We start from the raw sequence: 14,412 nt of genomic DNA on the forward strand, positions 1-14,412 counted from the left end.
CCGAAGGCTTCATGGGCGAGACAGATTAGATCGTGTCAGTTTGCCTTTGCCCGCCATAACTGAGAGATTCAACTTGTTCGCGACGGCAACTAGGACCGGCACCGAAACTGCGCTCTCGTCTGCCAGCCGCACAGCGCAACCGATATCCTTGGCGGAATTCGCCATTGAGATTGCCAGAACATCAGGTTTCCCGCCCAACAAAAAGGCCACGAAGGCTTGAAATATTCCGCTGTTGTTGGAGCCGCGACTGACGAGAGAGCGGAGCGTTACGAGATCGATGTCAAGGCCGCTCGCAAATTGGCAGACCTCCGCGGCTACCGCCGCTATCCCCATTGTCATGCTGTTCTAAACAAGCTTGAGCTTGTGACCTTGTCCGACCTCTCCGACATGAAGAACCGTCTCACAGAATGCAGCAGGAATGCCTTCAGCCACAGGAAAACGCTTCTCATTCGATCCAACGATCGCGTTGAGAAGGCCTAGCTCTGCTTGTTCGGGGCTCCGTGTTATAGGCGCATCTATAAAGCCTACGCCGCGTTTTCGCGCCTCATCGGCCAGCGCGACCGTCGAGGTAGGATAAGCCGTCGAGCAGTCAATTATCAAACCTCCTCGTGGCATATGGACAAACAGCCCATCTTGCCCGAGGCAAACTGCCTCAACCTCGTTGCTTGAAGGCAAGGATAGCACCACGGCACTTACATGCTGCGCCAACTCAGCGATCGAAGGATGTTCATGGGCACCTGCATTACTCAAGCGATCCGCACCGAAGCGATTTCTATTGGCTTTGATATACAGCTCGAGCTGGTGACGCAACAGGCTGATACCGATACCGGTTCCTATGCGTCCAGCTCCGATGAGGCCTATTCTCTGCTTCGTCGTTTTTGGAACGACGTTGGGTGATGATTCCTCGCCAATCATGATTTATGCATTCCAAAAAACCCGTGCCTTTGTAAGATTGGCAACAGCTCGTGATGGTTGCAAATCGTGTAATCTGGGTGCGCCGCCCGCAAGCGCGAATCCGAAACAAATCCTCCGGTAATGGATATGCTTATGAGTCCGAGATTGCGTGCAATATCCGTTTCGACCGGCATATCGCCGATGATGAAGGTTGACGCTGGCTTCAGATTGTTTTTCTGCATGTACAGACGAAGCCGTTCTCCTTTGCTCATCGATTTGTATTGTGTGGCGCGACTTTCAAAGGCGAGCACATCGTTGATGTAGTCATTGATTCCAAGTCTTCTCAGTTGGGAGCGCAGAGGGTCGACTATATGGTTGCTCACGATGATGCACGAAGCTGCTTCTCGGTGCGCTAACTCCAATACTCTGCGCGCGCCCTCGCGCAGATCGGTTTTACCCGCAAGAGGTTCGTAAGTGTCGTGAAAGATTGCACTCCCATCGCGATCCACCGTCTCAATCTCTTCGTGCGACATTCCGAGACTGCGATAAAGAAGAGATAGCGGAACGTCGAAATGTTCCCGAAACGTTTTCATGTCGATCGTTGCATGATCAAAGCGATCTAGTATGGCATTGGTCGCTTGGAGCACTGTGTACGCATCATCGAGCAGCGTTCCATTCCAATCAAAGACGAGAACGGGTTTCATGATCTGACCTCAAGCAGGGATTGATTTCGAGTTGGGGCGATCGGCCACTAAGTCGCGCAAGTTCGTATTCGCGCGCTTCTGCCCCGCAGGGGTTGGCATCTCGAAAGTAAACGGTGACAAATCGAACTCCTCTTGCCTGCAGGACAGCAACGATACCAGAACTGGAAACGGTAGATACCTTATCGTGGCCGCGTTGATCGATGCCGCAATATTAGTTTCGATGATTTTGAGAACTTGGGAGTCCATCTTGTGGAAGCGAAGGATTTGCGTGCGCTGTTCGGGCGGCAATCGTTTCCATACCTGCAGAATGCCAACTCATCTAGTGTGTCGATCCATAGTAGTTCGGAGCCACTATAGGCGGCGAAACGATCGCCCAATGCACGGCTTTGGCCCCAGCGGCAAGCAGCGTATTCGTGATAGCCTGACTGGTATCGCCACGAATGAGGGCCTCGTCGACAATTATTATCGTGGCTTTAGCAAGGCTAATTTCCAACACGCGGTACTTTTGAGCAATGCGAGGCTTTCGCTCGCTGGGTGTACCGATGAGAGTTCGCTGAAAAAATTGCGTTGCGACGACTTCCCGACGCTCGGCGAACACGCCGTGTTCGGCGAGAGACGCAAACAGACCATCGGCGTACGGGCCCCCAGTATGCTGGCATGGAGGAAACGATTGTGGGTGTCGAGCCTGGTGCTGCTTGCAGTCCCCGAGCAACAAGGCCACCAAGAGCGACCCCAATGTTGTGACGGATTTCGAAGTATGATTGGCCTTCGATCGATGTGTTCGGATTTCCTAAGTAGAGAGTTTCGTGAGCGGAAAGTTTGCCATTGTATCGTCTGTTGTTCACTGAACGATCAACGCAGCACCCCAGTTTCCCGTCTACATACTTGATGTGGCCTGGAAGGATTTGCTGTGTCTTACCCTCTAGACCGGCAAAGGCACAATTTTCCAAGGCAAAGAGCACGAACCCGTCATGTGTTTGCATCGTTTCCAATGGTCGCGAACCACATCGATTGCGGTATGCAACTAGATTTCCTTCTCCGTCCAGCAAAAGCGCGCAAATAGCGCTTTCAATACGGTCATCAATGTCGCGAAAGACGTTTTCGTAATTGACGGGCAGGCCGTGCCGCCAATAGTCTCTTTCACAAGAGCGTTCAATCCACTTGAGCAAGAGCTCAGCATCTGTGTTGCCGCCTAACCTATGACCCTGGGCAAGCAATTCTCCCGTGGGTTCACGGGCATTGACCAAAGCTCCATCCAGAGAAATTGCCAAATAGCGGCTGGTGCCCGCGTTGTTGTGAATTGGCTGAAGGTCGCCCCCCTCCCCAATTCCACGGCATCGGCTACGGATATGGGCGATTGCAACATGGAGCCTAAAACTCGGATCTCGGACATCGTGCTCAATGCGCACTAAATCGCATGATGACTGAAGCGCTCTCGCATATCGAATACCTTCTTTGTGCGTGAAAGCCGCAACGTTGACCCCCGCCTGCCCCCGGAGCGCAAGTTTCGGAACCATGTGCTTGAGCCGATCATAAACAGTCGCCCGTGAATTGCTTGAAGAGCATAGAAAGGCGGCAGCGACACCGGACATGCTATTAGCCCTTCTTTTCAAAAAACCAATGTCCTGGGACCATCAAGACGTGGTTGCGCCTCTCTTTAAGCAAGCGCCGTACCAGTCCTTAGAAGTCTTAACTCGCGCCGCCAGAGCGACGGAATTCGGAAAAGTTAGCCATTTGGCTGCCATTGATGATCTCGCGTCGGATTCCCGACACGTTGTCTGAAGCGGGACGCGTTAGTACGAAATGAGCCAAGCTCTGACTGTTGGTCGTCGTCTTATCGTCCCACGGAGTCCTTCGCGCTCAAGCTTGCATGCGACGCAGTCCGCTCACATGAGCGAGCATGACGATTTAAGCTGCGCCAGGCCTCCTGATCCGTACGCATCCGGCGTAGCCCCCGGGCTCGGTTGGATTATTCAGACGGCCAGCGTTTAAGCGACTCGGGATTTTCCTTGTAAATCTGGATGAGTTCGATGAGGCGTTCGATGCCGAAGTCGGTGAACGCCTGAACACCGTCTTTGCCAACGCCATAGACCCATATGGCTCCGTCAACGATTCCATTTCATCAGCGACGTCTCGTAGCCAATCTGTAAGCGTCGTTCGCGGGCCACGGCCTTGAGGGCTTGAGTGCGGTAGGCCCAAGGCAGTAGCTGGTCGATATCGCGATTTGAATGTCCGGCGACGTTCATCGTCAGGACGTCGGTGAGGTGCGCGAGAGGATCGACGCCGTTGATCTTGCAGGTTTGTGCCGACTGCCGAACTACACCTCTGCGGAAGTCGACCGGCCTCGTCGCGACCATGATCTTCACACCCGCCGTAGTCCCGATCATGTGATCGCCTCACAGCCCACAGCACATCGCGCAGCCAGGCCGGATCGACCCGGCCGCTGCGCAAACCGCCGCACCGCCAAACTCGATGCTGATCGATATCGAGTTCCGTGTTGCCGCCCCTCCCACAGTCCCAGCGGAGCGAAGCTCCGACGCCACCGGAACGAAGAGTGGCGCATCCTCCGTCGGCAAGCTCAGCAAACCGGACGCGCCGCCTTGCCCAAGCGAACAGGTGTTGCGTCGTGCCGGTGCGCCACCTCGGACACAACAGCGCCCGGAGCACACGACTCCGCCACGATCCACCCCCTTGACACCGTCACTCCACCGCCACCGACGCCACGCTCCGACCAGAATATCCGCCCGGCCCCGTGCTTCGAAGCGTCAATAATATGGTCAACCATATATGCGAACCTAACTGTATAGGACGGCTCACATCTTGCTGATCAGCTCACGCCTGACAAGGTGCGGGCAACGCCCCGCCTACGATCACTCCGAGTGGTCAAGGTTATGAGTAATTGAAAGCCGCGCGTGCCTATTCTTGCTCTTACACCGGATGAGAGGATCGCTCGGCGCATGTGCCTCCTGTGGGGAGGACATGGTCGACCAAAATGGTCGGCGGAAGATCGCGACGAGATCTCGGCACGCCGCAACTTGCTTGCCCCAATGTCAACGACCACTCCACCGCGGCTAATGTACTGGGTTCCGCCTCCTTGCCACGCGTTCTTTCAGAACCGCACCCGCCGGTGGTCGCCAATGATGCGAGCTTAATCGTCCACCGCTCGCACAGCCGGACTCATGCCTGTTCAAAAATAAGCCTCGCAGCGTCACGTCTAGATTTGCTCACCAACATGCGATGGAAGCCATTGGCAAAGTGAAGCCAGCTTTGACTCGATCCAAAACGACCATAGTTTCCAAGCGCTTAATGTCTGGATTTTCGTGTGTAAGGCACCGAGTGAAATGGGCGTAGTCTTCCATATCATTCGCTGTCACCAACAGCACGAAGTCGACTTGGCCGGTAACGTAGAATGCGCTCATCACCTCGGTCATCTTGCGGATTGACCGCTTGAAACGATCAAGGATGTCGGCCCGATCGCGCTCAAACGAAATGTGAACCAAGGCGGTCACGTTTCGTCCGATCGCTTTTGGAGACACGATTGAAACATCTGCTTCTATGATGCGGTCCGATCGTAAGCGCTTCAGCCGGCGCTGAACTCCAGATGCGGATAAGCCGACCTTCGCGCCGAGCTCCTCACTGGTCAGACGATTGTTGCGTTGCACAAGATCGAGGAGACGAGCATCGATTCGCTCAATAACATGCGATCGCCCAGTCCTGGCAGACGAAGTTACTTCGGCGAGCGGACCTGTCATTTTACAAACCTCCTCCTCACCATTCGTGTACGAACGTCACCCGAGTATTGCGCAATGAGCGCAAGCAGTGCGAAGTAAAACTGAGTGACAAGGCCGACCGGCATCGCCGCGCAAGCGGTGAAGACGACGGTTGCGGCGCGCTGATCGATACCCGATCCGGCCCTGGAGTGATCTCGACAGGAACAAGAGCTGGCACGGCATCACCGCCCGGGCGGCCCTGGCGCGCCTGCCGGCGCCATGTGAACAATGGGCTCGATGTCACACGATCCCGCCGCGCCGCCCCACAAACAGTCTCGGCGGCCTGCACGATTTCCTCGATCTGGCGAACCTTCTCGTCGTAACTCCAGCGCCGCCGCCGTTTGACGCCGCAGGAAGCTTTTTGCGCTCTCTTGAGACCAGGCACCACGCCATTGCCCTCCCCTCGGCGGCGGGCGATAAGCTGCCCGCTAAATCGCCGCACCGATTGCTGCCAATGTCCAACTTGCCGTCCCTCGACGGCGACCCCGACGCCGTCCAACCGCATTGCTCGCATGCCTAACATCCTCGGCATGTGTCACCCAATTTCGCCCAGGCAGGCGCGAAAGAAGCTGTGCGGCGCAGTTCGATCGATGATGATGTTCGAATCCTGGCCGGCATCCGAATTATGTCAGTCCCCGAAGCGGTGGCGAGCGAAAAAGACGACGTCTACGGGAATAGTCCGCGTGTTTCTTTTGCTCCGCGAACACGCTCGACGCCTATCGCCATGGCTGCGGTGCGATTGAACAGGTTTTCACGTTTGCTGCGCGTCAGGACAAGCTCAAAAGCACGGTCCAAGAGTTGATACTCCCGGCGCGTGACTTCCTCCTCTTCCCAGAATAGTCGCTGGAGGTCCTGCACCCATTCAAAGTAGCTGACCACGACACCGCCCGAGTTGCAGAGAATGTCGGGGATGAGGAAGATCTCCTCCTGACGGCCTTCCAGGATCCGATCGGCTTCCGGTGTCGTCGGGCCGTTGGCGCCCTCGGCAAGGATACGGCAGCGCAGCTTACCGGCTATTTCGGCGTCGATGACCCGTTCCACGGCAGCCGGAACAAGCACGTCACACGGCATCGTCAGCATCTCTGCTGGGTCTAGAGCGAGCTCGTTCGAGTAGCCATCCAGGCTACCTTGCGAGGCCGCATGTCTGACCAGCTGTGGTATGTCGAGGCCCCGAGGTTGATAAAGCGCGCCCGTGTGATCACTGACCGCGATCACTTTCACTCCCATATTGTGCAGCTCGAGCGCAGCGATCGAACCGACATTTCCAAAGCCTTGAACAACGGCTGTTGCGCCATTGAGTCGGATTTTGAGCTCGTCCGCGCCGCGGCGAACCAAATGAGCTACACCCCGGCCTGTCGCTTCACGGCGACCGAGCGTTCCGCCGGCGCTGACAGGTTTGCCTGTCACAATCTCGGTGACGGTTTGGCCCTGATACATCGAGTATGTATCCATGAACCACGCCATGATCTGCTCGTTTGTCCCAAGGTCGGGAGCCATGACATCTGTGTGCGGCCCGACAAAGGGGATCATTTCCTGCATATAGCGGCGCGATAGGGCCTCAAGCTCACGCTTCGACAAGCTCGAAGGGTCGACGTTAATTCCGCCCTTGGCGCCGCCATATGGCAATCCGACCAAGGCACACTTCCAGCTCATCCAGATCGCGAGCGCGGCAACTTCACCGAGGTCGACGGTCGGCGCGAATCTGGTGCCCCCTTTTGTAGGGCCAAGTGTGAGATGATGTTGCACCCGGTAGCCTTCAAAAACCGCCGTTGTGCCGTCATCGCGGTGAATTGGACACGACACCGTGACAGATCGCTTCGGCAGCAATAGGCGGGATCTTGCGTCATCCGGTATGTCCAGATAATTGGCGATCACCTCGAATTGCTTTGCGGCCATCTCAAATACTGGCCCACGGTATGTAGTCACGCTAGCTCCTGAGGCAGGATATGAAACATCGGATGCTCATGCTCCAGGGCCACCTTTGACACCCGAATGCGCGCTTTCGCATTCCACATGTGGAGGAGATATTGATCAATCAGTAAGGCCGCCCCTCGCGTCACGCCAAAAATATGACCAATGCGATGAAAGCGAGATTGACTAAGGCCGCCACGAAGGCCCAACAGCGAATCGCGGCGGGCGAAAATTCGAGAGCGTCCTTCGACGTGTCGACCCAAAGCGGCGGCATTCAAGTCAACTCCAAATGCGCGGGTTAAGAGACAGACCTGCATTAGAGCAGAACTGCTCACGCCGCTAAAACCGAGCGTTTCGACCGCGCGTACAGGCCTTGAAGTTGCGTCGATCGGGCTCGCAAAGGAGGAGCCGGCCGCTTGGCTGGGTCGAAGCTGACGACAGATGCGGTAGACCGCATCAACATCGCTTCTCGACGCAGCAACTGGATCCGGCGAGTCGAATGCTGTTCTACCCCTCACGTTCGACCTCCCTCGGTAGTGGCAGAATAGCAGTGCTAGCGCATCGATACTCGGCGTTACAGCCGGCAATCCTCGACCATTCCGGTGAAATTCACCGCGGAAGCGCCTGTTTTCGGGGCATTTCTCCAGGTGCCACCGAAGGAAGATCGAATCGATTCACCGCGGCCAACGAGTCGGGCAATTTTCCCTAAACGGTCGAGGGTTGGTCCTCGCCCGGCAAAAGTTGCTGTCTGATTTTGACCATGCCGCAGTCTCGCAAGAAGCGATGCATTTTGCGGGAGCAATGCCCTTTCTCCTGCGGAAAATCAGCCGGCCGTCGTGAGATTGAGTTTCAGCGCGCGTGGCAGTGATCGGCCGCCGTCCATGACGATCGATTGTCCCGTCACAGCAGAAAAATCCGAAGTACAGAGAAGGGCTGACATTCGGGCGACCTCATGTTCCGTCACAAGTCTTGCCAAGGGCGTTTCCGCGATCACGGAGTTCTTGTAGTCAATCATCGTGTCGGTGCACTCGCTGGCGATCTGGCCGGGTACGATTGCATTTACGGTAACGAGCGGCGCAAATTCGAACGCGAGACATTCGGTCAAATGGATAACAGCCTGTTTGGCAAGACCGTATACTGAATGCGACCGCGCGTAAGCCGAGGTTGCGCTCACATTGATGATCCGCCCCCAGCCCATTCGCTCCATGCCCGCGATCGCGCGTTGAGCAAGCTGGTACGGCGCCCTTACGTTGATCGCCATGACCGTCTCCCAGTCCGAGAGGGGCAGCGAGCGAAACGGCGCATCCGCATAGGGGCCTGCATTGTTTACCAGAATGCTGACGTCTCCGAGCCGCTCCGCGACGCGCGAAACGAGCGCAGTCGGCGCCTCTGGATCGCCGAGGTGAGCCGAGAAAACCGCCGCCCGACCACCGATCGCAGCGATGCGAGCGGCAACGCTTTCGCCGTCACTTAATGCACGTCGGCAGTGCACTGCGACGCGCGCCCCACGCCTAGCGAGCTCGATGGCGATTGCAGCGCCCGCGCCGGACGAAGAACCGGTGACAAGGGCGACCTTGCCCTCAAGATCTTTTTCACCCGCACTCATGGATCGATCCTTTTACACCAGATGGGCTTCAGTTTTGACTCATCCAGATATTTACTGTGTATCACTTCAATCAGATCGTTGGCGGATGTGGCCAGCTCCGCCTCGTAGGCGGCGCGATCCGTCACTTCGATCCGTTCCATGTAGTCCCATGCACCGCCCTCGAACGGCACCGGCTCGGTCAGACGATGAATCCGATAGCTGGTAATCGTCTTGAGCTTTGCTGTGAACGGATAATCGACCTCGCTTTCGAATCGTTCGTACTCGTCGCGGTCGACGCCGGGCTTCAATGCGGTCAGGATATTAACGACCCTCGCCATAGTCTGCTCCTTGTGAACTACTGGTACGTAACGAAAGCTGGCGAACTCTCGCTTGCGAATGCTTCCTGGTCCTTAGTTCGGGCTATTGAGAGGCGCTCGCTCTTCCAGAACGAGCATCGGGGACTTGCCCTGGGTCGGGCTTCGGAGTGGCAGAATGTCAGCAATTCTATTGGTTCATCGCGGTGGCTCGGCGAATGCGCGGGAGGGGCTGATCTGTCGCGCCCCCGCCTTTTCCCGTCGAACGACCTCATCATCTCCAATATCTCGCTCATGTCTGCACTGCACCTCGATGAAAATACGCGTGCCGCCCTCGATCAGCATTCAAATGAACGAGCCTTAAGATCTAAGCCGTCCGATTGTCGGGTTCTTTCGCAAAAGCCGCCTCGACAGCGGGCCAGACTTGCGTTCCGAAGCGCACAATAACGTCTTCGTAGGTGGTGCCAGGAGCCGGAACCGGAAAGATGTTGAAGCCCGTAATGCCGGCGCGGCGAAGGTCGATCACGTGTTGGGACACCTCCTGCACAGTCCCGCAAAGAGTGAGAGCGTCGACATGCCTGTCACTGACGAGAGGAAAAAGAGAGGCGAACGGGGCAACCCCGGCAGCATAGGGAACGGGACCAATGGCTTCGACGACATTCTTCGGCAGAGTCAATCCTTGTGCTTCCAGCGTGTAGAACCTCGAATTGGCTTGCGCGATGATCCGTGTCACCGAAGGCCGCAATATATCCCGCGCTTGCTTACCGTCGTTAGTGATGCAACAATCGAGTCGCGCGACAAGCTTAACTTCGTTCGGAGGACGGCCGGCCTTCCGCGCACCTTCGGCGACTGTCGATGCGAAAGCCCTTGCTTCTTCGGCGGAGCCACAGCCCTCCATCATCACGCCGTCTGCGATTGCTCCGCCCATTTTCTGGCCCAGCGGTCCGTTGCTGGCGACGCGAACAGGAACACGCGATCGCAGCGGCGTGAAATTCAACCGGCCGCGGTGAAACTGAATGATCTCGCCCTGGTAGTCGACCTCCTGCCCGGCCATGAGCTGACGGATCAGATCAACGGCTTCGCGAATGGCGAGCGGGGGCTTGCGCGATTGGATCCCGAGCTCCGCAAAGCCGGATACGCCGGCGCCGATGCCGAGAATGGCGCGCCCCTTCGAAACTTCATCGAGGGTGCCCAAAGCCATGGCGGTTAGAGCTGGATGCCGCGCAAATGGATCCGTGACGCAGGGACCGAGATTGACGCGCGCGGTTTGCCCCGCCAGAAACGAGAGACACGAGTAGGTTTCCCGGAAAAAGCGCTCATCAGCGAGCCAGACGGTCTCGAACCCGCTCTCTTCGGCAAGCCTAGTGCGAGCCGCGAGGCCAGCCACGGGCTGGTCGCCAAGCATCAACAGTTCTATCGACATCAACTTCTCCGATTATTGTCTTCGGCCGCGCAGGGCAGCTGATCCGGACGATGGGTGATGGTGGTCTCCAAGCTTGGGCAAAGGCGTACGGCGTTAGAACATCTCGCTTAGTCTCAAGGATACGCCGATCTGAAGAAGAGCTTTCCCTTAAGGACCGGCTGCGGGAAGCCCACGCCGTACGATGGCTGATGCGCGTCATGGAGGCGACGGCAGGACGGGATTACTGGGTAAGAGGTCGACCAGGAGAAATCCGATCACGCTGACGCTGAACGAGATCGGCGGCCGCAAAGTTGTCCTACGAAGCACGAAATCGAAGTACGACATGACTTATCCAGCGCACCCGGGCTACGCTTCAAGCCAGCTTCATTTTGTTGAAGCGCTCAAAGGAATCCCAATACTTCCCAACGCTCACGAGCTCGGACCGCGTCACTCTGGCCCAATTGTCGTACCAAAGCAGACCCCAGGTCGCATCATCCAGAAGGATCTTCTGCGCCACCTTGACCCCAGCCATACGCTTTGCAGGATCGGCCTCACGCATATTCTCGTCGATGATCTTATCGAGGGTCGGATTGGCGTAGGCTCCCTTATTGGTCGCCATCGCCTTACTATGGAAGTTCCAATAGAGGTGATAAACTGGATCGTTGATCCAGGATTGCCAAGATTCGATCGACAGCTCGTGCCCGCCGCTCGATGACAGCTGGCGGAAGGTTGCGTCGGTCTCCTTTTCGATGCTGACTTGAAAGCCGATTTTCTCCAGCTCGCGCTGAATCCAAATCGCTGCCTGCTCGTGGGGCGCATAACCCACACGAACCGCAAGCTTTACCGGGATTGTTCCTGAGCCGAACCCGGCTTCGGCCATCAATGACTTGGCCTTGGCCACATCGTATTTGTACGGTGAGAGCGAACCGTCATAGCCGGGGGTCTGAGCTGCGATCGGGCTTTTCATCTGCTCTCCGTAGCCATAAAGGACGTTCGGGATGATCGCGTGGATCGGCATCGCGTAGTTGATCGCCCGACGAACCTTCAGGTTGTCGAACGGCTTCTTCTTCAGATTCATACAGAGGAAATTGCAATTGGTGTCGGGCAAGGACACCACGTTGAGGCCCGGCTCACCCTCAAGACTCTTGAGATTCTTCGGCGACATCGAGTTGGGTCCGACCACCATGTCGATGGCCTTGCGTTTGAGCAGCAGAATCCGGTCCGCTTCATTGGCCGTAGATTTGATGACGATGCGCCTGAAATACGGCGCAGGCCCCCAATAGCCGGGGGTCGCTTCCAGCACCACCTCGACGCCCGGCTCGTTGCGGATGGGTTTGTAGGGCCCAAGTCCGGCTGTGTTGCGCTTGAGCCATTGAGCGGCCCAGGGATCGTCGGCGGTCGCGTGTAGCTTGATCTCGTCGGGATCCAGGAGTGCGTTGTTGGACAAGGCCAGGACGTCAAGCAACATGGCGCTTGGCGCCGGCAGGTTGATGGCAAAGGTGCTGTCGTCGCGAACCTCGAATTGATCTGCCTGCGTCACCCCGATCATGGTCGGAAAGATGAGTCGCATATAGCCGGGCGATTGCAGTCCGCGATCAAACAAGTATTTCACCGCCTGGGCATTGACCGGCCGTCCGCTCGGAAACTTCAAGCCTTGTCGGATCTTTACGACAAGGGCCTTGTTGTCGTTCTCATATTTCCAGCTTTCGCCGATGCCGCCGACGAAAACACCAGGTTTGGAGATCGACAGGTTAGGCGATCCGGTGACTGGCTCCGTACCCCAGCCCAGCACCGTGTCGTAGATGTTTGCCTGAACGATGTAGGCGCCATCGGACTTGAACTGCGCCGGATCGAAGGAATCGATATCCGAGCCCCAAGCGACCGTGAGCGTTGAAGCATCCCGTGCATTTGCAGGCCCGGCAAAAAGGCCTGGCGCGAACATCGCACTTCCGCTCGCCGCCAGCTTGAGGAAGTTGCGGCGCGACTGATTTCCAAACATTCAAGTCCCCCTGCCTAAATTGTCGATTTGAGTGCACAAGCTCGAAGTGGATAGTCCCGCCCCCGTGGCGAGCCTCAGGCCGTCTCCTGCAAGGGGGCGACGGCGAAGTTCGCCACCGCCTAGTACAGACGCACCAAGGGTGGTCCCGATAGAAGGTGCCCCGGCCGAGATCAGGACGAGCAACTCGGGACAGGGACAAGACGCTGCACGCCCCTCAGGCCGATCTGTCTTCGCGCCTGCGGTTTGGAGCAGCGACCGATCGCGCCTTTTCCGGTTTGTCGATAACACGCGACAGGCTGTTGGCCGCCTGCATGATGTCATCGGTCACAGCCGCGCGAGCGGCGGGGCCGTCCCGATGCATTAACGCATCGAGGATCCGGCGGTGCGCGTCCATGGAGCGCCGCAGGTGCGTGGCGTCCGGTGCAACGAGCACGAAGCAAGGACCAATAAGGACCCAGAAATTCTCGACTGCGCCAAGGATGATGGGCGCTTGAGCGATCTCGTAAATCCGCCGGTGAAAGGCGAAATTCGCCGATAGATAACCGGGCACATCGACCGCGTCGGCGGCTGCCTGGAGGCGATCATAGAGCTGAGTGATTTCGGAATCATCAACACCCGTCATGCGGGAGGCTGCGCGCTCGGCCAGGAGCCCCTCAAGCGCCACCCGGGCATCGCGCACATCGCGTAGTTGGGACCCCGACAGCTCAACCACGCTCAGCCGCGCCGTGTCGCTGAACTCAAATGCTCCTTCAGCCTGCAGGCGGCGCAACGCCTCGCGCACCGGCATCGGGCTCGAGCCCAGCGCCTCGGCAAGACCACGAATTGTGAGCCTCTGGCCCGGCGCGAAGCGGCCGGCCATCACGCTGTCGCGCAAATGCCGGTAGACCTGATCCGCCATCGAATCCCGAGCGACGGACGGAAGTGGCGGCAGCGGTTTGGTCTTCCTCACCTGCACATTTTCTCCAGTCTTGTTCGAGATATGTGATCACAAATAGCGAACACCGTCAAGCTAATCCTAACCGCTCCTCTTGAACGCAAGGCGCCGCGAAGAGACTTAGCCGCGAAGAGACTTAGAAGATGATGCGAACGACATGCACCAGAGTAGCCGTCAGTGGCGCGGATGGACCGCAAGTACTTCGAAGCCGGCTCTGCTTAGAAAGACCTCCGACGGGCATGCCGGAGGTCTTCTTGTCAAAATCGGTTCTAAAAAGCTCTTTTCTTTCTCGTTCCTGCTAGTTTCCAAAAGGGATCACCAGTTACGCTGAGCTCGCAGGAGCAAGCTCACCGTGCTCTGGTCCTTTAGCTCGTAGGTAGAACCGGGCTTGGCGATACCGGTCTGCGTCGGCTACACCACCGTGCTACCAGCCGCGTACTTCTGGTCAAGCATGCCTTCAGCCAGACCGGCCGAGAAGATCAGTCCGGGGGCCAGCGCGTGATCACGCCGGCGACGGCATAGTTGAAGGCAGGATTACAGCCGGCCACGCCACTCGAGAGGGCAAAGCCCCCGACAAATGCGCAGCATGGTCTCAGCTGGGTGCTCTCGACCTCATAATCCGGCCAGTGGGTCCAGCCGTCTTCGTCATATCTGGGCAAACAGCGGACACTTCTCGCCTGTATTGCATCACGCTGCCCTCCCCTTCAAAAAGTCGCACAGAACGTCCGACCTTCAGCGGTCGATCACCCTTTCTCATCCCGGCACCGAAGTGGCGCGTGACGATGTGTCATATGGTCCAGCCCGCGCTCTATTCGAGACCATGGTCAAACCAGAGAACGCTACAATTGGACCAGTGTGCCAGCTTGAAGAGCTATGGGCCGAGGCAGGCGAAACCATTG

General features: G+C 57.3%; 12 protein-coding genes and 2 pseudogenes. All 14 read right to left on the bottom strand.

What is annotated here, in order from left to right:
• Nucleotides 1–345: 345 nt before the first annotated feature.
• Entirely contained in the window at nucleotides 346–915 is a 570-nt protein-coding gene (locus CQ12_RS42270) for an NAD(P)-dependent oxidoreductase (RefSeq protein WP_083519289.1), read from the bottom strand.
• The gene (locus CQ12_RS15010; protein WP_057836074.1) at nucleotides 912–1,598 is read right to left on the bottom strand and encodes an HAD family hydrolase; all 687 of its coding nucleotides are present in this window, start codon (nucleotides 1,596–1,598) and stop codon (nucleotides 912–914) included. The genes CQ12_RS42270 and CQ12_RS15010 overlap by 4 nt, the downstream gene beginning before the upstream one ends.
• A 482-nt stretch (nucleotides 1,599–2,080) precedes the next feature.
• The gene (locus CQ12_RS42275; RefSeq protein WP_347337428.1) at nucleotides 2,081–3,190 is read right to left on the bottom strand and encodes a hypothetical protein; all 1,110 of its coding nucleotides are present in this window, start codon (nucleotides 3,188–3,190) and stop codon (nucleotides 2,081–2,083) included.
• A gap of 377 nt (nucleotides 3,191–3,567) precedes the next feature.
• Nucleotides 3,568–3,797, bottom strand: a pseudogene (locus CQ12_RS47685) (hypothetical protein).
• A gap of 8 nt (nucleotides 3,798–3,805) precedes the next feature.
• Nucleotides 3,806–3,985 (bottom strand): annotated as a pseudogene (locus CQ12_RS46330) (transposase domain-containing protein); the annotation flags it as partial.
• A gap of 837 nt (nucleotides 3,986–4,822) precedes the next feature.
• Nucleotides 4,823–5,350, bottom strand: coding sequence for an Lrp/AsnC family transcriptional regulator (locus CQ12_RS15035; protein WP_057836079.1), 528 nt, complete (start codon nucleotides 5,348–5,350; stop codon nucleotides 4,823–4,825).
• Nucleotides 5,351–5,366: 16 nt separating this feature from the next.
• Nucleotides 5,367–5,900 carry a transposase gene (locus CQ12_RS47690; RefSeq protein ID WP_083519290.1) on the bottom strand — a complete coding sequence of 178 codons (534 nt, stop codon included), beginning with the start codon at nucleotides 5,898–5,900 and terminating at the stop codon, nucleotides 5,367–5,369.
• Nucleotides 5,901–6,034: 134 nt separating this feature from the next.
• Nucleotides 6,035–7,294 (bottom strand): Glu/Leu/Phe/Val family dehydrogenase, encoded by a 1,260-nt coding sequence (locus CQ12_RS15040; protein ID WP_057836080.1) that lies wholly within the window; start codon nucleotides 7,292–7,294, stop codon nucleotides 6,035–6,037.
• Nucleotides 7,291–7,557, bottom strand: a complete 267-nt coding sequence (locus tag CQ12_RS43770; RefSeq protein ID WP_157088232.1) for a hypothetical protein — start codon at nucleotides 7,555–7,557, stop codon at nucleotides 7,291–7,293. The genes CQ12_RS15040 and CQ12_RS43770 overlap by 4 nt, the downstream gene beginning before the upstream one ends.
• Before the next feature lie 545 nt (nucleotides 7,558–8,102).
• On the bottom strand, nucleotides 8,103–8,885 hold the full coding sequence (locus CQ12_RS15045) for an SDR family NAD(P)-dependent oxidoreductase (RefSeq protein WP_057836081.1): 783 nt from the start codon (nucleotides 8,883–8,885) through the stop codon (nucleotides 8,103–8,105).
• Nucleotides 8,882–9,202, bottom strand: a complete 321-nt coding sequence (locus CQ12_RS15050; protein WP_057836082.1) for a hypothetical protein — start codon at nucleotides 9,200–9,202, stop codon at nucleotides 8,882–8,884. Before CQ12_RS15050 ends, CQ12_RS15045 begins: the two co-directional genes overlap by 4 nt.
• 343 nt (nucleotides 9,203–9,545) lie before the next feature.
• Nucleotides 9,546–10,601, bottom strand: a complete 1,056-nt coding sequence (locus tag CQ12_RS15055; RefSeq protein WP_057836083.1) for an LLM class flavin-dependent oxidoreductase — start codon at nucleotides 10,599–10,601, stop codon at nucleotides 9,546–9,548.
• Between the two features lie 352 nt (nucleotides 10,602–10,953).
• Complete coding sequence (locus CQ12_RS15060; protein ID WP_057836084.1) at nucleotides 10,954–12,579, bottom strand: ABC transporter substrate-binding protein; 1,626 nt, start codon at nucleotides 12,577–12,579, stop codon at nucleotides 10,954–10,956.
• A 214-nt stretch (nucleotides 12,580–12,793) separates the two neighbouring features.
• A complete protein-coding gene (locus tag CQ12_RS15065; RefSeq protein WP_198164157.1) occupies nucleotides 12,794–13,528 on the bottom strand; it encodes a GntR family transcriptional regulator in 735 nt (244 codons plus the stop codon).
• Between the last annotated feature and the right edge of the window lie 884 nt (nucleotides 13,529–14,412).

It is taken from the genome of Bradyrhizobium jicamae, assembly GCF_001440395.1.
GTDB lineage: Bacteria > Pseudomonadota > Alphaproteobacteria > Rhizobiales > Xanthobacteraceae > Bradyrhizobium > Bradyrhizobium jicamae.